Origin of the sequence: Pseudomonas sp. SLFW, from assembly GCF_009905615.1 — a bacterium.
Taxonomy (GTDB): Bacteria; Pseudomonadota; Gammaproteobacteria; order Pseudomonadales; family Pseudomonadaceae; genus Aquipseudomonas; species Aquipseudomonas bambusae.
Genome location: NZ_JAAAKW010000004.1, coordinates 166,175 through 185,656, shown reverse-complemented (window position 1 = coordinate 185,656; position 19,482 = coordinate 166,175). Strand labels below are relative to the sequence as shown.

Below are 19,482 nucleotides of genomic sequence, written 5' to 3'. Positions count from 1 at the left end.
AGAGAAACGCCGGAGGTGACGGCAGTGGCGAATCGGTTGCTCAGACCCGCGACGCAAACACCGCCTGATGCTGACGGCACTGCTCGGCCGTCAGCATGAACACCCCGTGCCCACCACGCTGGAATTCCAGCCAGGCGAAGTCCACCTCGGGGTACAACGCCTCGACGTGAACCTGGCTGTTGCCCACTTCAACGATCAGCAAGCCCTTCTCCGTCAGATGATCCCCCGCCTGAGCCAGCATCCGCCGGACCAGGTTCAGACCGTCATCACCGCAGGCCAGCGCCAGCTCGGGTTCGTGCTGGTATTCATCCGGCATGTCGGCGAAATCCTCGGCATCGACATAAGGCGGGTTGGACACGATCAGGTCAAACCGCTGCCCCGGCAAACCGTCGAAGCCATCGCCCTGAACGGTGTAGACGCGCTCGTCCAGCCCGTGACGCTCGATATTCTGGTTGGCGACTTCCAGCGCTTCAAACGACAGGTCCGCCAGCACCACTTCGGCCTCTGGAAACTCGTCGGCACAGGCAATGCCGATGCAGCCAGAACCGGTGCACAGGTCGAGAATGCGCGCAGGGACTTGAGCCAGCCAGGGCTCGAATCGGTGCTCGATCAATTCGCCGATGGGGGAGCGCGGAATCAACACACGCTCATCGACGATGAACGACATCCCGCAGAACCATGCCTCGCCCAGCAGGTAGGCGGTGGGCACACGTTCGTCGATGCGGCGCTTGATCAAACGCTGCACATTGACCAGTTCGTCGTCTTCGAGGTTGCAATCCAGGTAACTGTCGGAAATCTCCCAAGGCAGGTGCAACGCACCCAGTACCAACTGCCGGGCTTCGTCCCAGGCATTGTCGGTGCCATGCCCGTAAAACAGGTCTTCCCCATGAAAACGGCTGACGGCCCAACGGATATGATCGCGCAGGGTGCGCAGGCGGGAAGTGATCACGGCAGACTCCTTGAAAAAACGACGGGCGATTCTAGCAGCCATCCTCGCAACAAACGATGCCCACGTCCGACAGCGCCTGGCCTTGAAAAACTTTCCGCCACCTTTCGTCAAATTTGCAGGCAATATGACAGCAACCGCGACCTGCTCGACGGCTTGACGCCCGGTAAAAAGCGACGGCTGTGAGCATTGAGATTCACAGAATCGCTCAGCCAGTGGACAATGTGGCAAAAGCCCCACTCGAAGGAGCCCCAGATGTCTGTTTCAACCAACGGTCCAAAGACCATGTTTCAACTCAGTGGCCGTGAATACGCAGCGGCCACTTTGAGTAATGCCACGTTGATCATCATCGACGCGCAAAAGGAATACCTCAGTGGCCCCCTGGCGCTGACCGGCGTTCAAGCGGCCATCGACAACATCGTCAAACTGGTCGACGCCGCGCGTGCCGCGAAGTCGCCGATCATTCACGTGCGCCACCTCGGCACCGTGGGTGGCATGTTCGATCCGCAAGGCGAACGCGGCCAGTTCGTTCCCGAGCTGCAACCCCAGGGCGACGAGATCGTCATCGAAAAACGCTTGCCCAATGCGCTGAACGGCACCGTCACCACCGACGACCGCAAGACCCTGCACAAGCTGCTGGAAGACCTCGGGCGCCTGGACCTGGTGGTGTGCGGCTTCATGAGCCATTCCAGCGTCAGCACCACCGTTCGCGCGACCAAGGATTACGGTTTCCGCTGCACGCTGGTGGAAGACGCCTGCGCCACCCGCGACCTGCCGACGCCCACCGGCGTGATCAAGGCCGAACTCGTGCAGCAAGCCGAGATGGCCATCATGAACGACAACTTCGCCAAGCTCGCCCTGACCAAAGACCTGATCTGACTGCGCCGCTTCATCAGGAGCTGACCCGTGATCCGCAGAGCCTTGACCGCGCCTCGGGCATCATTTTCAGGCAGTTCCTGAAGAAAAAGCGTACAAATGCAGTCGTCAGGTTATGTGATCCGTCTCACATAACCGCCTATCCGTTAATCACTCGTGTTTGGCTTCGTGCGCTGACCCGACGGGAACCACCCGGGCATAAGCAGGTCAGAGCGCCGATACCCATAGAGGAAGTCGGAATGAAGATATCCGATGGTTTTGATGCCCGTCGCCTGCGCCCCAAAGGCCAGGGCAACTGGCGGATGCGCATTGGCGCTGCCATTTCCGCCATTTTCGCCATGGCGGGCGTGTTGCTGGCCATGGCCGGCGTCGCCAGCCTGATAGGTCACCCGGCTGCACTGGGCGAACTCAATGCCAGCCCCGCAGGTGCCGTGGTCACGATCGTGGTTGGCCTGTTGTTGCTGTATATCGGCGTCTGGCTGTGGCGCCGCAGCCGTCGTCGGCGCCGTCGTGCTGGCGAGTTGAACATGTCTCCGCACCTGATGAAGAAGCACGACTGACCTCCCCTTCCGCGTCTCCCAACGCCCTTTGAGCTTTTTAGTCGCGCCGACAACGGCGTGACTTGGTTAAACTGGCGGCCTTCGCGGAGACCGACATGCAAGACGACGACTTTTCCCTGTTCAGAAACGAGACCCGTGGCGTCAAGCCCATCAAGACTGAACACGCCGACGTAGGCAAACCCAAAACTGACCGTAAGAACCTGGCCAAACTGCGGCAGGCAGCGACCGTGCGCTCGGACGCCACGATTACCGTGGACGGCCTGTCCGATCAGTTCGTGATCGACGTCGGGCCGGAAGACACGCTGTACTGGGCCCGCGACGGCGTTCAGGAAGGCCAGATGCGCAAGCTCAAACTGGGGCAGATCAGCTTCGACGGCAGCCTCGACCTGCACGGCATGAGTGTGGAGCTGGCGCGGGAGACCATGTGGGAGTTTCTGGCAGAAGCGACCAAACTGGAGATCCGCTGCGTGCGCATCACTCACGGCAAGGCCGTGCGACTGGACGGCAAACGTCCGATGATCAAAAGCCACGTCAACACCTGGCTGCGTCAGCATCAACAGGTGCTGGGTTTTACGTCCTGCATCGCCAAGCATGGCGGCGCGGGCGCGGTGTACGTGATGCTCAAGCGCACGATGATGGATGGGCGGGACGAGTAGCTCGCGCCCTGACGCTGCACTTCACTTCACTTCACTTTGCTCCCACAGGTGATGCACCCACGCGACATAAAAGGTCGCCCGCTGGCGCAATGCCTGTCTCAGCCAGCCCCCGCCTTACCAACGCTTCAGGTACAAAAAAGCCGCGACGAGGAATCCCTCCAGTCGCGGCCTTTGTCGTAGTGGCTGTCGAGATCCCGGCATCCGGCACGGGATCGGTTCAGCCTCGATCAGCGATGGTAGTAGCCCGGTCCGGGGCCACCGTCGAAATACCGATGGTCGTGCCACCCACCGCCGTGACGTCCCCATCCGGGACCGAAGAAACAGCCCGAAACCGACGACATCAGGGCGATAATCAGTGCGATTTTCGCGATTCGGCTCAACATACATTCACTCTCTTCATCCGGGCATCGTTCACCCATTAACTCAGACACCGATTCGACACATTTCGACATACGCACTCGGTAAAGGTTAGGTAAAGGTGCCTGACGCTCCGTCCGAGCGGCGACGTGCCGCAGGTTTGTCGGTCGCCCGCCGTACCCCTCCCCGCCGAGCTACGCTACTATGTGCGCCTTTGCAGGCCACCTGCCCTGCGTTTCTTTGAACCCACACGGAACACACCCCTGTGACACTGGAACAGAACTACACGGCGATCCTTGGTCAACTTGGTGAGGACGTCTCCCGCGAGGGCCTGCTCGACACCCCGAAACGTGCGGCCAAAGCCATGCAGTATCTCTGCCGTGGCTACCAGCAAACCCTGGAAGAAGTCACCAACGGCGCGCTGTTCAGCTCCGACAACAGTGAGATGGTTCTGGTCAAGGACATCGAGCTGTATTCGCTGTGCGAGCATCATTTGTTGCCATTCATCGGCAAGGCCCATGTGGCGTACATTCCGAGCGGCAAGGTCCTGGGCCTGTCGAAGGTCGCGCGTATCGTCGACATGTTCGCCCGCCGCCTGCAGATTCAGGAAAACCTCAGCCGTCAGATCGCCGAAGCCGTTCAGCAAGTGACCGGTGCGCTGGGCGTGGCCGTGGTCATCGAGGCCAAGCACATGTGCATGATGATGCGCGGCGTCGAGAAGCAGAATTCATCGATGATCACTTCGGTGATGCTGGGCGAGTTCCGCGAAAACGCCGCCACCCGTACCGAGTTCCTCAGCCTGATCAAGTGATCCGGGCGTCCTGAAGCGCCGCAACGACCGTTGCGGCCGCGAGGTTTCAAGCATGTTGATGAAAGCACTGAGGGTCGGCCTTGGCCAATTGGTCATTCTGGTCGACTTCCTGACCCGTCCCGGCAAGAAAAAACGTTCGCCTGAAGCACAGGCAGCGGTCGAAGCGTCGGCGAAAGACCTGACGTTGTATCAGTTCAACGCCTGCCCGTTCTGCGTGAAGACCCGCCGCACCCTGCGCCGTCTGAACGTGCCGGTGGCGTTGCGCGACGCGAAGAACAACGAGCTGGATCGCCAGACCCTGCTCAATGAAGGCGGCAAGATCAAAGTGCCGTGCCTGCGGATCGAAGAAGCCGGCAAGACCGTTTGGATGTACGAATCCAAGGTGATCATCGAGTACTTGAATCAGCGGTTTTCAGCGGCCTGATCGCGCCGCTGTCGCTGTAGCAATCCGGCTTGCCGACGTTGGCGTCCTTGGGGTCGCTCCAGCGGGCCAGCCGGGAAACGTCAGCTCACCTTGGGCACCCTTCCTGCCGACACGCATTGAACGCCTTCAATTGTTCGACCCGCACCTTGGTCTGGTCCGAGAGGCACATCAGTTGCGACATCGGCCACATGCTGCCGCCGTCCTCGCGCTTGCCCACCTGGTACAGACAGTCGGCATCACGAAACGCGAGCCATTTCTTCTGCGCTTCCTGCAGCGCCTTCTTGCTGGCCGGCGTCTTCAGGTAGGCCATCTGCGCCTTGTATTGCGCGTTCAGTTCGTCGTCCAGCGCCTTGTATTGCTTGCTGGCGCATTGATTCATCGACGCCTGTGTCGAATCGCAATCCTCGGCCTGTGCCGAGCAGCCAATCCCCAGGGCCATGAACATGCCCACCGCTATCATCATGTAGCGCATCGAATGCTCCCTTTTCTTCAAATGATCGTCCGATCAAAACCAGACCGTGCGCAGCTTGAGCGCAAATACCGTGGCTCGTAGTGACCGGGCACACACTTCAGACCTAAAAAAACCGGCCATGGTTGCCCAGGCCGGTTTTTTCTTTCAGCAACGGTCAGTCGAGCATGCCGACATAGCCTGGCTGTTGCTGAACCCGCGCCAGCCAGGCCTGAATCGCCGGGAACTGAGCGAGGTCGAAGCCGCCCTGATGCGCCACGTGGGTGTAGGCGTACAGCGCGATGTCAGCGATGGAAAACTGTTCACCCACCAGGAACGGCGTGCGCAACAACTGCTGCTCCATGACTTTCAACGCCTTGTAACCGCGCTTGTGCATCGAGCGGTATTCCTCCAACCGCGCCTCCGGCAGTCCCAGGTAAAACTGGATGAACCGCGCCACGGCAATGGTCGGCTCGTGGCTGTACTGCTCGAAGAATTGCCACTGCAACACCTGCGTACGCAGGCGGGGTTCGGTCAACAGATAGGGTGTGCCTTCGGCGAGGAAATTGAGGATCGCGTTGGACTCCCACAGGCACGTCCCGTCTTCCAGTTCCAGCACAGGAATCTTGCCATTGGGGTTCTTCGCCAGAAACGCTTCGGTCTCGGTCTCGCCATTGAGGATGTCCACCGGGACCCATTGATATTCTGCGCCCAGCAGGTTGAGCATCAGCTTGATCTTGTAGCAGTTGCCTGAATTGTAATCGCCGTAAACCGTGTACATCTGCTGCTCTCCCCTCGTGGGTGCGGTGGTACGTGTGCGTAAGGTATCAGGCCGCGAGGGCCTGTTGCGCCTGCTTGATGACAGCGGCCAGTCGCTTCAGGCCTTCGTCCAGCCGCGCCGGGTCGATATGGCTGAAATTCAGGCGCAGGTAACCGGGATTGGCGTCCGGGTCAGTGAAAAACGGTTCTCCGGGCATGAACGCGACATTTTGCGCCAGCGCGGTATCAAGCAGTATGCGGGTGTCGAGTTTATCCTTGAGTGTCAGCCAGAAGAACAGCCCTCCTTGTGGACTGTTCCATTCAGCGAGATCGCTGAAGTGCCGCTGCAAGGCCGCTTCGAATTGATCACGACGGGTCCGGTAAAAATCACGCAATTCGACCAGATGCCGCTCGTAAGGCTCGCTGCCGATCCACTGCAAGGCCTGCCACTGACCCACGCGGTTGGTGTGCAGATCAGCCGCTTGCTTGAGTTTCAGCAAGTGCGGGAACAGATCCTTCGACGCGATCAGATAGCCCACCCGCAGACCCGGCATCAGGGTTTTCGACACGGTGCCGGTGTAGATCCAGCTGGCCTGCTTCAAGCGACTGACGATGGGCCGGGCGCTGCCGCCGTCAAACGTCAGGTCGCGATAAGGTTCGTCTTCGATCAACGTCACGCCAAACTCGTCCAGCAAGGCGGCCACGGCATCCCTTGCGGTTTCGCTGTAGCGCACGGCGGACGGGTTTTGGAACGTAGGAATCAAGTAAGCGAATGACGGCGTGTGCTGCTCCAGTCGCTGGCGCAAAACGCCCAGGTCCGGGCCTTCGGCGAGCAACGGCACGGTCAGGCAATCGGCGCCGAACAGCTGAAAAATCTGCAACGCCGCAAGATAGGTCGGGCCTTCCAGCAGGATTTCGGTGCCCTTGTCGATGTAGAGCTTGGCGGCCAGATCGAGCGTCTGTTGGGAGCCGCTGACAATCATCACCTGGCTCGCCTCGCAGGCAATGCCCAACGCCCGGGCTTGCGCCGCAAGCACTTCGCGCAATTGCGGTTCACCTTCGCTCATGCCGTACTGACCGATGCTGCGGGGCATGTCGGACCAATCGCTGTGGGGCAGCATGGTCTCGGCAGGCAGGCCACCGGCGAACGACATCATTTCAGGGCGCTGGGCAGCGGCCAGGATTTCGCGAATCAGCGAACTCTTCAAACGGGTGACGCGTTCAGAAAATGCCATGTGATCACCGCTGGCGGAAATAAATGGAAATACGTCAAACTGGTTGACCGAAACTACGATGCCAAGCCTGGATACGTCAATATGCTTGACCTTAAAAATTCATCGACGCAGCAAATTGCCATGGAGGCGTTTTTCTATGGCTATCAGGCGTTCACCGCGAAGGCCGATGAAATGCTCGACCGGCGGGGCCTGAGCCGCGTGCACCAGCGCATCGTCTTTTTCATCGCTCGCTACCCCGGTTTGAGCGTGAAAGAACTGCTGACCGTGCTGGGGGTGAGCAAACAGGCGCTGAACACACCGCTGCGACAGTTGGTAGAGATGGAGCTGGTGCTCAGCGTTGCCTCCGAAGACGACAAACGCAAACGGCTGCTGGCGCTGACCGAGGAAGGCGCGAAGTTTGAAGAGTCGCTGCGTCGCGAGCAGGTGAAACTGCTGCAGAAGGTGTTCAAGGACGCAGGACGGGAAGCGGTGGACGGCTGGCTGGCGGTGAATCAGGCGTTGGGTAAAACACTGAATCGAGGCTGAGCAGCTTCAAATCTGCGTTGCACAGCCTTCTGTGGGAACGAATTCATTCGCGAAAGATAGGCCAGACGATAGAGATGTATCGGCCGTACCAACGTCTCGCGAATGAATTCGCTCCCACAGGTGTCCGAGGTGGCCGCAGATTGTGTGCCCCGGCTCAGGCTCAGCTGTGGGAGGTCGCCGCAGAGACTGCGCCCCGGCTCAGGCTTAACTGTGGGAGCGAATTCATTCGCGAAAGATAGGCCAGACGATGGAGATGCGTCGGCTGCAACGGCCTCTCGCGAATGAATTCGCTCCTACCGGTTCATCGCTGATCTGGCGATTCGAGACCGACAGCACGCCGCGGCGAACTGTGCCGATTAATGCGCGGGCGGCTGTATCGCAACGAATTGTGACAACTGCGTATAGGCTTGCTGATCTGTTCACATTGCCGCTCCAAGGATCGACCGCATGACTGACGCGCCCCATACGCCGCTGCGCCCGCTCACTGACACTTCGCCCTCGGCCATCGTGGCGGGCTTCATCGCGATGATGACCGGGGTCACCAGTTCGCTGGTGTTGATCTTTCAGGCGGGGCAAGCCGCCGGGTTGACCTCGGCGCAGATTTCTTCCTGGATCTGGGCGTTGTTCATGGGCATGGCGCTGTGCAGCATCGGCCTTTCGCTGCGCTATCGTTCGCCGATCACAGTGGCTTGGTCTACGCCGGGCGCGGCGTTGCTGATCACCAGCTTAGGGCATGTGGCTTATCCCGAAGCCATCGGCGCCTACATGACCAGCGCGTTACTCGTATTCATCTGCGGCATTACCGGCAGTTTCGAAAAGCTGGTCAAGCGTCTGCCCACCTCACTGGCGGCAGCCCTGCTGGCAGGAATTCTGTTCAAGATCGGCAGCGAAATCTTCGTCGCCGCGCAGCACCGCACCGGCCTGGTGCTGGGGATGTTTTTCACCTACCTGATCGTCAAACGCTTCTCGCCACGCTATGCGGTGCTGGTGACGCTGCTGGTGGGCGTGGCGTTATCGGCCATGCTCGGCATGTTGAATTTCACCGGTTTCAATCTGGAAGTCGCGGTGCCGGTCTGGACCACTCCCTCATTCTCGTGGGGCGCGACCATCAGCATTGGTATTCCGCTGTTCGTCGTGGCCATGACCTCGCAGAACATGCCGGGCATCGCCGTGTTGCGCGCCGATGATTATCAGGTTCCCTCCTCGCCGTTGATCAGCGCCACCGGGTTGATCTCGCTGATCACCGCCCCGTTCGGTGCCCACGGCATCACCATGGCCGCCATCAGCGCGGCCATCTGCACCGGGCCTCATGCCCACGAAGACCGCAACAAACGCTACACGGCGGCCATCTGGTGCGGGCTGTTCTACGCGATTGCCGGGATTTTCGGGGCGACGTTGGCAGCCCTGTTCGCGGCCTTTCCGAAGGAGTTGGTGCTGTCGATTGCGGCACTGGCCCTGTTCGGCTCGATCATCAATGGCCTGACCGTGGCAATGAACGAACCCAAGGAGCGCGAAGCGGCGCTGATCACCTTCATGGTCACCGCGTCTGGGCTGACGCTGTTCTCCATCGGATCGGCGTTCTGGGGGATCGTGGCGGGGGTGTTGACGTTGGTGATTTTGAATTATCGGAAGTAACGGCGGACGCACCCTGTAGGAGCGTGGCATGTCTCCTACAACGGCGACCGTTCGCACGATACCGTCAAAGCCGGAAGTGCCCCACCATGCCTTTCAATTCCATCCCCAGCGACGCCAGTTCGATGCTCGACGCGGCGTTGCCCCGCATCGCCAGGGCTGACTGATCGGCGCTGGCACGGATGCTGGTGACGCTGCGGTTGATCTCTTCGGCGACTGAGCTTTGCTGTTCGGCCGCTGCGGCGATCTGCTGGTTCATTTGCTGAATCAACGACACCGCCACTGCAATGCTCCCCAGCGCGCTTTCGGTCTGTAGCGCGTCGCTGACCGCCAACTTGACCAGTTCACCACTGCTCTGAATCTGCGCCACCGACGCTTGCGCGCCGCTTTGCAGGCGGGTGACCAGCCGCTCGATTTCTTCTGTCGACTGCTGGGTACGTTTGGCGAGGGCCCGGACTTCGTCCGCCACCACCGCAAAACCCCTGCCCTGCTCGCCTGCCCGCGCCGCTTCAATGGCCGCATTGAGTGCCAACAGGTTGGTCTGCTCAGCGACGCTTTTGATCACGCTCAACACCTTGCCGATGTTCTGAATCTCGGCACTGAGGTTTTCGATGCTGTGGCTCGCCGAGTCGGCCGACGTCGCGAGTTGCTCGATGCGCTGCATGCTCTGCCGCACCACCGCCTGACCGCTGTCGACCTTGTCGTCCGCCGTTTGCGCCGCCTGGGCCGCTTCTTCAGCGTTACGCGCCACGTCGTGCACGGTGGCCGTCATCTGGTTCATGGCCGTGGCGACCTGCTCGGTCTCTTCTTTCTGGGTGCTGACTTCCAGATTGGTTTGCTCGGTCACCGCCGAAAGCGAGTGCGCCGAGGTCGCCAACTGCTCGATCCCTGCCTGCAACCCACTGACGATGCCACTCAGGCCCGCGCCCATTTGCTGCATGGCCTGCATCAACTGACCGATTTCATCTTTGCGTGTCACCTGGACATTGCCACTCAGGTCACCCGCCGCGATGCGCTGGGCAATCGCGATCACGCTGCGCAACGGCGCGACGATAATGCGGGTGATGACGAACGAGGCGATCAGCCCCACGAATAACGCCAGGATCGACGAACCGATGATCTTCAGCGAGTTGGCCTTCAGCTCGCCCATCATCGACTGGTCTTCGGCGTCGTACGCCTGATTGACCTGTTGCACCACGGTTTTGGCATTGGTCGCCAGTTGCTGCGAGACCCGGGCCTCGTCGGCCAGCAGACCGGTGTATTCGTTCAGCTTGTCGCTGAAGTTGGTGATATGGCCGCTGACCTCGGTCAACACCGTGAGGTAGCCAGAGTCCTTGATGACGCCTTTGAGCTGTTCCGCCAGCTCCTGGGCCTGCACCGCCTGTTCGATCTTGCCGGTCTTGGCTTCCTCACCCGAGCCGGTCTTGCGGCTCTTGTCCAGGCGAACGCGCGCCTCATCCATGGCCTGCATCATCAGTTTGGAAATCTGGCTGACCTGCCCCGATTGCTCGATGACGTCCGCCCCTTGCTGGCCTTGCGAGTCCTTGAGGCTGTACGCGCCATCGTCCGCAAGACCCGCCTGCAGCACGTCGAGGTTGTTGGCCACGCTGGAGACCGACCAACTGGCCATTTCCAGCGCCAGGTCCTTGCTCTGGCTGATACTGACAAACTCGTCGAACGACTTACGGTAGGCAGCCAGCGCTTGCTGGACCTGGCCCATCACCTGTTGATTGACCGCCGATAACGCCTTGAGCTGCTCGGCTTGAGCGTTCAGGGCATCGAGCCCCGCATGAAGTTCCTCGACCACCTTGGGGTCGCTGTGCAGGGCGTAATCCTGCTCCAGCAAGCGAACACGGCTAAGACCCGAGTTGAGCGCAGTCATTTCCTTGAGGCTGTCGAAGTGCACGCTGATGGAGCGCAGCGACCAGACGCCGATCGCGGCAACGAGGGCAGTCAGCAGCAAGACGAGGACAAACCCGATACCCAGTTTCTTCGCCATTCCGAGGTTGGCGAAACGCGATTGCACGGCCGAAATCATGATGTTCTATCCCCAGTTACAGCTCAAAAGAGGCACACAGCGAGTCCATGTTCAGCACGGCCATACAATTTTCGTGCAGATTCGCAACAGGTCAGCAGCAAAACGTGAATTTGACGTCGGAATAATGGCAAATAGCTACGCCAAGGTCGCTTCCAGAATAGTTATCGGCGCGAGTTGAATCTTCATCAGGGAGAGACGTGAGGTTCACCCTTCAAATGAAGGGTGAATGCGACGAAAGGTAACGCGCTGGACGGACCGAAATCGGGCAACCGGTGACACCCGTGCGCCGGTAACGCTCTTATTCAGCGGACGGCAGCCGCCACCGTCAATGTGCCCGCATCGGCATCCAGCGTGGCGGCACAGCCCAACGCCACCGCCCGGTTCCGGTCGCCGTGACCGATGGACAACCCGCCCAGCACGGGAATGCCCAAACCGCCAAGGCGCTCGCGCAAGACATCGGGAGGACGGATCGCGTTATTGCCGTGCCCCGGCTCGCTGAACTGGCCTATCGCGATGCCGGCCAGGCGCTGGAGCACTCCAGCGTTGCCCAGGTGGGTGAGAGAACGGTCGACGCGGTACGCCAACTCGCCCACGTCTTCGATCAGCAGAATCGCGCCGTCGACGTCTGGAAAAAAAGGCGTTCCAATGCAGGTGCTCAAGATGGTCAGGTTGCCACCCAACAAGGTGCCGTGGGCGATGCCCGACGTCCGCACGCTAAAGGTCGGCTCGTCCTGCTCGGCCTCGACCACCAACGGTTCATGGCTCATGAGCGCATGTCGCAAGGTGCTGGCAAACAACCCTCCCCGCTCAAGTTGTGCCGCGACCGGACCATGAATGGTCGCCAGCCCCGTGCGAGTCCACAACGCCGCGTGCAACGCCGTGATGTCGGAAAAACCGACCACCAGCTTCGGATCGCGGCGCACGGCGTCGTAGTCCACGTGGGCGAGAATTCGCTGAACGCCGTAGCCGCCCCGTGTGCACAACACCGCCCGGATCTCCGGGTCGGCCAGCGCGTCGTTCAGGTCCGCGACGCGATGGGCATCACTGCCCGCGAGAAAATGCTCGGCCTCCAGCGCATGGGGGTAAACCCGGGGGCGCAACCCCCACGACGCCAATTCGCGGACCGCCGCTTCCACTCTCGCTTCGGCCACCGGGCCAGCGGGCGACACCAGCGCGACGGCATCACCGGCACGCAGGATTTGGGGGTTGAGGGTCGGGCGGACTGCAGGCATTTCAACGACTCGGCTGACTTTCGAATGAGCGAGCAATTTAGAGCACTCCCTGTATTGAATCCAGAGGCGGGTTTCGCCGCGCCTCGTGTGATATCCCTGAAACAGAGCGAGAATCTCGCCCCGTGCGTGTGCGAAACATCAGCTCATTTTGTCAGTCGGCCCCGGTCCAGCACCCGGCCCACGACCGACCTGGAAGCGCGTCACGTTCTTGCGCAGCCAGCCCATGAAGCCGCTCGGGTCGGTGATCACCGGCTTGACGTCAAGCATCGAAGCGCGGGCTTTGGTGCGGAACTTCGCCAGCCCCGCCAATGCGCCGATGAGTTCGCTGTGCTCTTGCAGCCACGGCTCCAGATCGGCCTTGTCGATGCGGTAAATCATGCAGTCGGTATAGGCACAGAAACGGCCTGCGGTCGGCGTGCCATCGACGAACCCGGTCTCCCCGAACAGTTCGCCAGGCCCCATACGCCCGATTTCGAGCCAGCCATCGGGGCGCTGGATCGACACCGACATCACCCCGGACTCAATAATGTACAGCGCGTCCGGCACGATGCCTTCCGCGAGCACCACGTCCTTGGCCCCGTAGGCACCCAAATGCATGTGCAGTTCAAGCTGGGCGCGGTCTTCGTCGCTGAGCATGCGCAGCGCCCCGACCGTGTTGAGCACGGCAGACGGCCGGGTGGCAGGTCGAGACTGGTCGAGCCGGGTTTCCGTGGCCGCGAGTTGCCGGTGAATGAGGTCATACAGCTGATTGCGCACCGCCGAGCGTCGGTCGCGTGATTTCACGTAGCCGGTGACTTCGTATTCAACGCTGCGCAACCCGGTCTTCACTACCACGGCGGAAGACTTGGGCGTGACCAATAGTTCGCGGCACCCGAGGATGGCCTTGTCAAGCGAGTCCAGCACCAGACTCGGCCGCAGGCGCGTCGGCAGCTCGATGCTCAAGGTGACGGAATGAAAATGGTCAGGGCGACTGAAGTTGACGATGCGGGTCTTGGCCGCCATGGAGTTGGGAATCACCGCCATGCTGCCTTCGGAGGTCAGCAGATGCGTGGAGCGCCAGTCGATTTCGATGACTTTGCCTTCGATGTCGTCGACGCGAATCCAGTCATCGACTCTATAAGGCTTGGTGGCGTTGAGGACGATGCCGGAAAACACGTCGCCCAGCGTGCTCTGCACCGCGAGACCGAGGATGATCGCCACGGCGCCCGACGTCGCCAACAGGCCTTTGACCGGCAGGTCCAGCACGTACGCGGCGGCGGCCACAACCGCGACCAGAAAGATGATCGCGCCCATCACGTCTTGCAGCAGGTGACCCTTGCCGCCGATGCGCGGCTCCATCACCACGACCGCGAGGACCGTGAGCGTGCGTGCGCCGAACAGCCACCACGCGATGGTCAGAATCGTCCCCAGCACATGGCGCGACACCGGCCAGTCGGCAGGTACCGGATACAGCGGGCTCAACCCGCCGTCGAGCAGCGCCATGCTGAACAACACGAACAGGGCCAGTCGGCAGGCGAGTTTGCGGCGTAGAAAACGCGGGTGCAGCCACTGCCACAGCACCAGATCGATGATCAACAGCACGGACGCGCTGATTAACGGGTAGGCAAACCACAGGTGATCCATCGGCGCTCCCTGGAGGTGAACAGCCCATGCAGCTTAGCTGAATACGGTGGGGGGAATAGCACGGCGAGCGGCAGCGCCGAACCGTAAGACACACACTGTAAAATCTGGCGTATGATCGCCTCCTATATTTTGTTGAACAGCGTCCACCGGAGAATCCCATGTCGCGCTCCCAGGCGGAGAAAGCCGTCATTCATGAACACATCGTCAATTTGGCAGCCGAGCGATTCCGCGAGGTCGGGCTGAACGGGATCGGCGTGGCTGACCTGATGAAAGAAGTGGGCCGGACCGGTGGCGGCTTCTACAAGCATTTCGAATCGCGGGAAAAACTGGTGGAAGAAGCGTTGCAGTGTGCGTTCAACAAACGCGCTGAGAAGCTCGAAAAATACACCGCCCCCGATTCAACACTCACCCTTGCGGACCTGGTGGAAAGCTACTTGAGCGAGCGTCATTTGCACGACCCGGGCTCAGGCTGTGCCTTGGCCTCAGTGATGAATGACGTGGCCCGCAGCAGCGACCCCATACGTGATCTCTACACCCGGGAACTGGAGAATGAACTGGCGGTGGTAGCCGCGCTGACCAGCAGCAAGCAGCCCGCCAAAAAACGCGCTCAGGCGCTGTTGGCGATGAGCGCGCTGGTAGGGGCGCTCGGGTTGTCGAGAGCGGTGACGGATGAGGCACTGAAAGCCGAGCTGCTGAACACCGGCAAGACACTGCTCAAGGCGCTTGAATCGTAGAAGCAAGACCAAGGACGCTGCGTTTTTCTGACACACCACAATCCCAAAAGAAGTGTGGCGTGCTCAAACGTCGCGCACGGTCTGACGGGTTAAAACGCCGTCACCCCGCCATCCACAGCCAACGAATGCCCCGTGGTGAACGCTGCCCCATCGCTGCACAGGTACAGCACGGCACTGGCGATTTCCTCGACTTTGCCGATGCGTCCCACCGGGTGCATGGTGGCGGCGAATTCGGCCTTGCGCGGGTCGGCTTCGTGGGCGCGGCGGAACATGTCGGTGTCGATCACGGCGGGGCACACCGCGTTGACCCGGATGTGTTTCTTGGCGTATTCGATGGCCGCCGATTTGGTCAGGCCGATGACGGCGTGCTTGGACGCCGCGTAAATGCTCATCTTCGGCGCAGCGCCCAACCCCGCGACCGATGCGGTGTTGACGATGGCGCCACTGCCTTGGGCCAGCATCACCGGCAATTGATACTTCATGCACAGCCAGACGCCTTTGACATTGACGCCCATGATCGCGTCGAACTCGGCTTCGCTGCCTTCGGCCAGACGGCCCTTTTCGATCTCGATCCCCGCATTGTTGAAGGCGTAATCGACCCGGCCGAACACCTCGACGGCCTTGATCATCATCTGCTGCACGTCGGATTCTTTAGTGACATCACAACGCAGGAACAGCGCCTCGCCCCCGGCCTGACGAATCAGTTCGGCGGTCCCTTCCCCACCGTCGCTGTCCAGGTCCACCGCCACCACCTTCAACCCCTGCTCGGCGAAGGCCAGTGCGGTCGCCCGACCGATGCCCGCTGCTGCACCGGTGACCAGCGCCACCTGCCCGGAAAACGTCATGCTCATGGAATGATCCTTTTGTTATGGGGTGACGCAGATCGTCTGTGCTGCCAGTTTAGCGAGGGCGATGGCGCGCGCATCAGCACTATCAAAACCCCGGTTACGGGATCATGGGTGCCAGTGATAAAGCCCAAATGCCGCATCATCGAAATGGATCGGCGCGCATTCGCTCCAAGCGCTTTGCTTGCGAGGACGCGACGGCGGGTCTATCACTGGCGTTTCTCCTTCCATCCAGGACGCTGCCATGACTGCCCTCTCCAACCGCCAATTCTTGCTGGCCCGTCGCCCTAAAGGCGTTGCGAGCCGAGACGACTTCACCTTTCAGACTGTGCCCGTGGCAGAAGTAGCGCCGGGGCAGGTGTTGGTGAAAAGCGAATACCTGTCACTCGACCCCGCCATGCGCGGCTGGATGAACGAGGGGAAATCGTATATCGCGCCGGTTGGCCTGGGCGACGTTATGCGCGCGCTGGGGGTCGGCAAAGTCATCGACTCGCAAAACCCCAAGTTCGCAGTGGGCGATTACGTTCAAGGTGTGCTGGGGGTTCAGGATTATTTCGTCGGTGAGCCCAAGGGGTTTCATAAGGTTGATCCGAAGCTATTGCCACTGCCGGTGTACTTGGCTGCGTTGGGCATGACCGGCATGTCCGCCTATTTCGCGTTGTTGGAAGTGGGTCAGCCGATAGCAGGCGACACGGTGGTCATCTCGGGAGCAGCGGGTGCGGTGGGCAGTGTCGCCGGGCAGATCGCCAAAATCAAAGGCTGCCGCGTGATCGGCATTGCCGGGGGCAAAGAGAAGTGCCAGTCACTGATCGACGAGTTTGGCTTTGACGGCGTCATCGACTACAAAAACGAAGACATTCACGCAGCCCTGAAACGCGAATGCCCGAAAGGCGTGGACGTGTATTTCGACAACGTCGGCGGCGACATTCTCGACGCGGTGCTCACCCGCCTGGCCTTGAAGGCACGCGTGGTGATCTGTGGCGCGATCAGCCAGTACAACAATAAGGCAGCGGTCAAAGGGCCGGCCAACTACCTGTCGCTGCTGGTCAACCGCGCGCGGATGGAGGGTTTCGTGGTCATGGATCATGCGGAGCATTTCGCCAAAGCAGGCATGGAAATGGCCGGTTGGCTGGCTCAAGGCCAATTGAAGAGCAAAGAGCACATCGTCGAAGGGTTGGAGACCTTTCCTGAAACCCTGCAAATGCTGTTCAACGGGGAAAACCATGGGAAGTTGGTGCTGAAGGTCTAAGCGCCAATGTGAAAAAAATGTAAAAAAACCTGTCAGCAGTGATAACAATTCGCAACTACTTCCTGCTAGCATCTGCGCCGAAGAAACATTCGCATTGCCAGGGAGGCTTTTCGCAGACTAGACCTCTACAGGAAGCTTCCCATGGCCATCCGCCTCCCCTCTCGTCCGACGTTGCTCGCTTTGTGCTGCTCGGTCAGTGTCAGCGCCTACGCGGCTGATCAAGCCATCGAACTGGGCGCCACTGCCGTCGATGCCCAAGCCATCAAACAGACGCCAGGCGCTTTACCCGAAGCATTCGCAGGGGGCCAGGTCGCCCGGGGCGGGCAAATGGGCGTGCTGGGCAATCAGGACAACATGAGCGTGCCGTTCACCATGACCAGCTACACCTCGAAACTGATCGAGGATCAGCAGGCTGAAAACGTCGGCGATGTGCTGCTCAATGACCCCTCGGTACGCCAGTCGGCCGGTTTCGGCAACCAGTCGCAAGCGTTCGTCATTCGTGGCCTGCCCTTAAACGGCGACGATATTTCCTACAACGGCCTGTATGGCGTCCTGCCTCGGCAAATTCTTTCCGTTGATGCCGTCGAGCGTGTCGAGGTCTTCAAAGGCCCCAACGCCTTCATCAATGGCGCCAGCCCAACCGGCTCGGGCCTGGGCGGCACCGTCAACTTGCAACCCAAACGCGCCGAAGACACGCCGACCCGCCGCTATACCCAGGACATCACCACCGATGGACGCATCGGCGAGCACTTGGACCTGGGGCAGCGCTTCGGCGAAGACAACCGCTTCGGCGCCCGTTTCAACCTGAGCCAGCGCGAAGGTGAAACAGCCGTCCATGATCAGGATCAACGCAGCAAACTGTTCGTCGGCGGCCTGGACTACCGGGGCGACACCTTCCGTTTGTCCACCGACTTCGGCTATCAGAAAGAACGCGTCAACCACATGCGCAACTCGGTGCAGCTGGGTGCCGGGCTGACCAGCATCCCCCATGCGCCAAGCGCCGACCACAACTACGGCCAAGCCTGGAGCTACACCGAAACCGAAGACACCTTCGGCATGGTGCGCGGCGAGTGGGACTTGAACGACAGCTGGACGGCGTATCTGGCCGGTGGCGGCAAGCACACCCGGGAAACCGGTCTCTACGGGACGCCGACCCTGACCAACGCCGCGACCGGCGCGGGCACCATCGGTGGGTCGATCATTCCGCACAATGAGGACAACGCCACGGTCATGGCAGGCCTCAACGGCAAGCTGCAAACCGGGCCGATCAGCCATCAGATCAGCATCGGCGCGTCGAGCATCTGGACCGAGCAGGAGAATGCCTACGAGTTTTTCCGCGCCCGGGCGACCAACATCTATAACACCCCGAGCCTCAGCAAACCGACCGCTGTCTCGCTGACTGGCGGTGACCTGGGCGATCCGGGCGTCACCGGCAAGACCCGCAATCGCAGCCTCGCCGTGTCCGACACCTTCGGCCTGTTCGACGACACGCTGCTGCTGACCTACGGCGTGCGTCGCCAGCAATTGCGCGTCGAAAATTACACCTATGAAGGCACGACCTCTGGTGGCGTGCCGTACGGCAACAACGACGGCAGCCGCAGCGCTCTGTATGACGATTCAATCACCACCCCGGTGTACGGCATCGTTTATAAACCGATCGAGAGCGTGTCCCTGTACGCCAACCGCATCGAGGGCCTTGCTCAGGGTCCGACCGCCAGTGGCACCGTGCTCAATGCCGGACAATCCTTCCCGCCAGGCCGCACCAAGCAGTTGGAAGCGGGGATCAAATTGGACATGGGGTCTTACGGCGCAAATCTGGCAGCGTTCCGCATCGAGAAACCGACCGATGGCTTCACCGACGCGGCGAGCAACCTGTTCGTGCGTGACGGCAAGCAAGTCAACCGCGGCATCGAGCTCAGCGTTTATGGCGAACCGATTGAAGGCCTGCGTCTGGTGGGCGGTGCGACGCGGCTGGAGTCCAAGCTGGAAGACACCCAAGGCGGCACCAACGACGGCAACCACGCGATCGGCGTTCCGACGTTCCTGATGAACGCCAGCGTCGATTGGGACGTGCCGGGGCTGCAAGGTGTGGCCTTGAACGCACGGTTCCTGCGCACCGGCGGGCAGTACGCCGATCAGGCCAACAACCTCAGCCTGCCGAGCTGGAACCGGTTCGACGCAGGCGCGCGGTATGGCTTCAAGGTTGCCGAGAAGGACGTGACCTTGCGCGTGAACGTCGAAAACATCGCCAACAAGGACTACTGGGCCTCGGCCAATGGCGGCTACCTGACCCAGGGCGATCCGAGGCTGGTGAAATTCTCCGGGACGATTGATTTCTGATCCGATCCCACCTCCTCCCTGGCGGTCATGGCGGCAGATCTGTGGAGCGAATTCATTCGCGAAAGATTTATCCGGCGACAGAAATACGTCGAATGCACCGGCCCCTCGCGAATGAATTCGCTCCCACAGTTGAACCTGCGCCAGGACCGAGGCTTCGCGGCGCACTGACTTCTGTGGGAGCGAATTTATTCG

18 protein-coding genes and 1 pseudogene are annotated in these 19,482 nt (G+C 60.7%); 10 read left to right on the top strand and 9 right to left on the bottom strand.

Features of this window, described 5'->3' with window-relative positions; translation table 11 throughout:
* Window positions 1–40 precede the first annotated feature (40 nt).
* A complete protein-coding gene (gene prmB / locus GVN17_RS09190) occupies window positions 41–949 on the bottom strand; it encodes a 50S ribosomal protein L3 N(5)-glutamine methyltransferase (protein ID WP_166594937.1) in 909 nt (302 codons plus the stop codon).
* 252 nt (window positions 950–1,201) lie between these two features.
* Here prmB and GVN17_RS09185 point away from each other — a divergent pair, with 252 nt between their 5' ends.
* The 5 genes from GVN17_RS09185 to GVN17_RS09165 all read left to right on the top strand — a co-directional run bounded on the left by GVN17_RS09185 (window position 1,202) and on the right by GVN17_RS09165 (window position 4,630).
* Window positions 1,202–1,825: a cysteine hydrolase family protein gene (locus GVN17_RS09185; protein WP_166594936.1), complete on the top strand. Its 624-nt coding sequence runs from the start codon at window positions 1,202–1,204 to the stop codon at window positions 1,823–1,825.
* 236 nt (window positions 1,826–2,061) lie between these two features.
* A complete protein-coding gene (locus tag GVN17_RS09180) occupies window positions 2,062–2,382 on the top strand; it encodes a hypothetical protein (RefSeq protein ID WP_166594935.1) in 321 nt (106 codons plus the stop codon).
* 95 nt (window positions 2,383–2,477) lie between these two features.
* Window positions 2,478–3,038, top strand: coding sequence for a Smr/MutS family protein (locus tag GVN17_RS09175; protein ID WP_166594934.1), 561 nt, complete (start codon window positions 2,478–2,480; stop codon window positions 3,036–3,038).
* A gap of 622 nt (window positions 3,039–3,660) precedes the next feature.
* Entirely contained in the window at window positions 3,661–4,206 is a 546-nt protein-coding gene (gene folE / locus GVN17_RS09170) for a GTP cyclohydrolase I FolE (protein WP_166594933.1), read from the top strand.
* A 52-nt stretch (window positions 4,207–4,258) separates the two neighbouring features.
* On the top strand, window positions 4,259–4,630 hold the full coding sequence (locus GVN17_RS09165; RefSeq protein WP_166594932.1) for a glutathione S-transferase N-terminal domain-containing protein: 372 nt from the start codon (window positions 4,259–4,261) through the stop codon (window positions 4,628–4,630).
* Between the two features lie 85 nt (window positions 4,631–4,715).
* Here GVN17_RS09165 and GVN17_RS09160 read toward each other — a convergent pair whose 3' ends face one another.
* The 3 genes from GVN17_RS09160 to GVN17_RS09150 form a co-directional block, all read right to left on the bottom strand.
* Entirely contained in the window at window positions 4,716–5,102 is a 387-nt protein-coding gene (locus GVN17_RS09160) for a lysozyme inhibitor LprI family protein (protein ID WP_166594931.1), read from the bottom strand.
* Window positions 5,103–5,256: 154 nt separating this feature from the next.
* Entirely contained in the window at window positions 5,257–5,859 is a 603-nt protein-coding gene (locus GVN17_RS09155; RefSeq protein WP_166594930.1) for a glutathione S-transferase family protein, read from the bottom strand.
* 46 nt (window positions 5,860–5,905) lie between these two features.
* Window positions 5,906–7,072: a PLP-dependent aminotransferase family protein gene (locus GVN17_RS09150; protein WP_166594929.1), complete on the bottom strand. Its 1,167-nt coding sequence runs from the start codon at window positions 7,070–7,072 to the stop codon at window positions 5,906–5,908.
* A gap of 81 nt (window positions 7,073–7,153) precedes the next feature.
* Between GVN17_RS09150 and GVN17_RS09145 the strand changes: the two genes are divergently transcribed.
* Window positions 7,154–7,597 (top strand): MarR family transcriptional regulator, encoded by a 444-nt coding sequence (locus GVN17_RS09145; RefSeq protein WP_166594928.1) that lies wholly within the window; start codon window positions 7,154–7,156, stop codon window positions 7,595–7,597.
* Between the two features lie 447 nt (window positions 7,598–8,044).
* A complete protein-coding gene (locus GVN17_RS09140; RefSeq protein ID WP_166594927.1) occupies window positions 8,045–9,232 on the top strand; it encodes a benzoate/H(+) symporter BenE family transporter in 1,188 nt (395 codons plus the stop codon).
* Window positions 9,233–9,296: 64 nt separating this feature from the next.
* Here GVN17_RS09140 and GVN17_RS29900 read toward each other — a convergent pair whose 3' ends face one another.
* The 4 genes and pseudogenes from GVN17_RS29900 to GVN17_RS09125 form a co-directional block, all read right to left on the bottom strand.
* The gene (locus GVN17_RS29900) at window positions 9,297–10,001 is read right to left on the bottom strand and encodes a methyl-accepting chemotaxis protein (protein ID WP_371928523.1); all 705 of its coding nucleotides are present in this window, start codon (window positions 9,999–10,001) and stop codon (window positions 9,297–9,299) included.
* Between the two features lie 204 nt (window positions 10,002–10,205).
* Window positions 10,206–10,379 (bottom strand): annotated as a pseudogene (locus GVN17_RS29895) (hypothetical protein); the annotation flags it as partial.
* Between the two features lie 1,190 nt (window positions 10,380–11,569).
* Window positions 11,570–12,499 carry an LD-carboxypeptidase gene (locus tag GVN17_RS09130; RefSeq protein WP_166594925.1) on the bottom strand — a complete coding sequence of 310 codons (930 nt, stop codon included), beginning with the start codon at window positions 12,497–12,499 and terminating at the stop codon, window positions 11,570–11,572.
* Between the two features lie 138 nt (window positions 12,500–12,637).
* A complete protein-coding gene (locus GVN17_RS09125; RefSeq protein WP_166594924.1) occupies window positions 12,638–14,122 on the bottom strand; it encodes a mechanosensitive ion channel domain-containing protein in 1,485 nt (494 codons plus the stop codon).
* 158 nt (window positions 14,123–14,280) lie between these two features.
* Between GVN17_RS09125 and GVN17_RS09120 the strand changes: the two genes are divergently transcribed.
* On the top strand, window positions 14,281–14,856 hold the full coding sequence (locus GVN17_RS09120; RefSeq protein WP_166594923.1) for a TetR/AcrR family transcriptional regulator: 576 nt from the start codon (window positions 14,281–14,283) through the stop codon (window positions 14,854–14,856).
* Window positions 14,857–14,945: 89 nt separating this feature from the next.
* Here the strand turns inward: GVN17_RS09120 and GVN17_RS09115 are convergent, their stop codons facing one another.
* Window positions 14,946–15,707 (bottom strand): SDR family oxidoreductase, encoded by a 762-nt coding sequence (locus GVN17_RS09115; RefSeq protein ID WP_166594922.1) that lies wholly within the window; start codon window positions 15,705–15,707, stop codon window positions 14,946–14,948.
* A gap of 238 nt (window positions 15,708–15,945) precedes the next feature.
* On the opposite strand from GVN17_RS09115, the gene GVN17_RS09110 reads away from it, so the two are divergent.
* Window positions 15,946–16,950, top strand: coding sequence for an NADP-dependent oxidoreductase (locus GVN17_RS09110; RefSeq protein ID WP_166594921.1), 1,005 nt, complete (start codon window positions 15,946–15,948; stop codon window positions 16,948–16,950).
* A 141-nt stretch (window positions 16,951–17,091) separates the two neighbouring features.
* A complete protein-coding gene (locus GVN17_RS09105) occupies window positions 17,092–19,290 on the top strand; it encodes a TonB-dependent siderophore receptor (protein WP_166594920.1) in 2,199 nt (732 codons plus the stop codon).
* Window positions 19,291–19,482 lie beyond the last annotated feature (192 nt).

Excerpts from the sequence above, each read along its gene's own strand:
- GVN17_RS09140 (WP_166594927.1), top strand. The coding sequence starts at position 8,045 with ATGACTGACGCGCCCCATACGCCGCTGCGCCCGCTCACTGACACTTCG.
- GVN17_RS09180 (WP_166594935.1), top strand. The coding sequence starts at position 2,062 with ATGAAGATATCCGATGGTTTTGATGCCCGTCGCCTGCGCCCCAAAGGC.
- GVN17_RS09105 (WP_166594920.1), top strand. The coding sequence starts at position 17,092 with ATGGCCATCCGCCTCCCCTCTCGTCCGACGTTGCTCGCTTTGTGCTGC.
- GVN17_RS09165 (WP_166594932.1), top strand. The coding sequence starts at position 4,259 with ATGTTGATGAAAGCACTGAGGGTCGGCCTTGGCCAATTGGTCATTCTG.
- GVN17_RS09155 (WP_166594930.1), bottom strand. The coding sequence starts at position 5,859 with ATGTACACGGTTTACGGCGATTACAATTCAGGCAACTGCTACAAGATC.
- GVN17_RS09150 (WP_166594929.1), bottom strand. The coding sequence starts at position 7,072 with ATGGCATTTTCTGAACGCGTCACCCGTTTGAAGAGTTCGCTGATTCGC.
- GVN17_RS09110 (WP_166594921.1), top strand. The coding sequence starts at position 15,946 with ATGACTGCCCTCTCCAACCGCCAATTCTTGCTGGCCCGTCGCCCTAAA.
- GVN17_RS09120 (WP_166594923.1), top strand. The coding sequence starts at position 14,281 with ATGTCGCGCTCCCAGGCGGAGAAAGCCGTCATTCATGAACACATCGTC.
- GVN17_RS09145 (WP_166594928.1), top strand. The coding sequence starts at position 7,154 with ATGCTTGACCTTAAAAATTCATCGACGCAGCAAATTGCCATGGAGGCG.
- GVN17_RS09175 (WP_166594934.1), top strand. The coding sequence starts at position 2,478 with ATGCAAGACGACGACTTTTCCCTGTTCAGAAACGAGACCCGTGGCGTC.
- GVN17_RS09160 (WP_166594931.1), bottom strand. The coding sequence starts at position 5,102 with ATGCGCTACATGATGATAGCGGTGGGCATGTTCATGGCCCTGGGGATT.
- GVN17_RS09130 (WP_166594925.1), bottom strand. The coding sequence starts at position 12,499 with ATGCCTGCAGTCCGCCCGACCCTCAACCCCCAAATCCTGCGTGCCGGT.
- GVN17_RS09115 (WP_166594922.1), bottom strand. The coding sequence starts at position 15,707 with ATGAGCATGACGTTTTCCGGGCAGGTGGCGCTGGTCACCGGTGCAGCA.
- GVN17_RS29900 (WP_371928523.1), bottom strand. The coding sequence starts at position 10,001 with ATGACGGCCACCGTGCACGACGTGGCGCGTAACGCTGAAGAAGCGGCC.
- GVN17_RS09125 (WP_166594924.1), bottom strand. The coding sequence starts at position 14,122 with ATGGATCACCTGTGGTTTGCCTACCCGTTAATCAGCGCGTCCGTGCTG.
- GVN17_RS09185 (WP_166594936.1), top strand. The coding sequence starts at position 1,202 with ATGTCTGTTTCAACCAACGGTCCAAAGACCATGTTTCAACTCAGTGGC.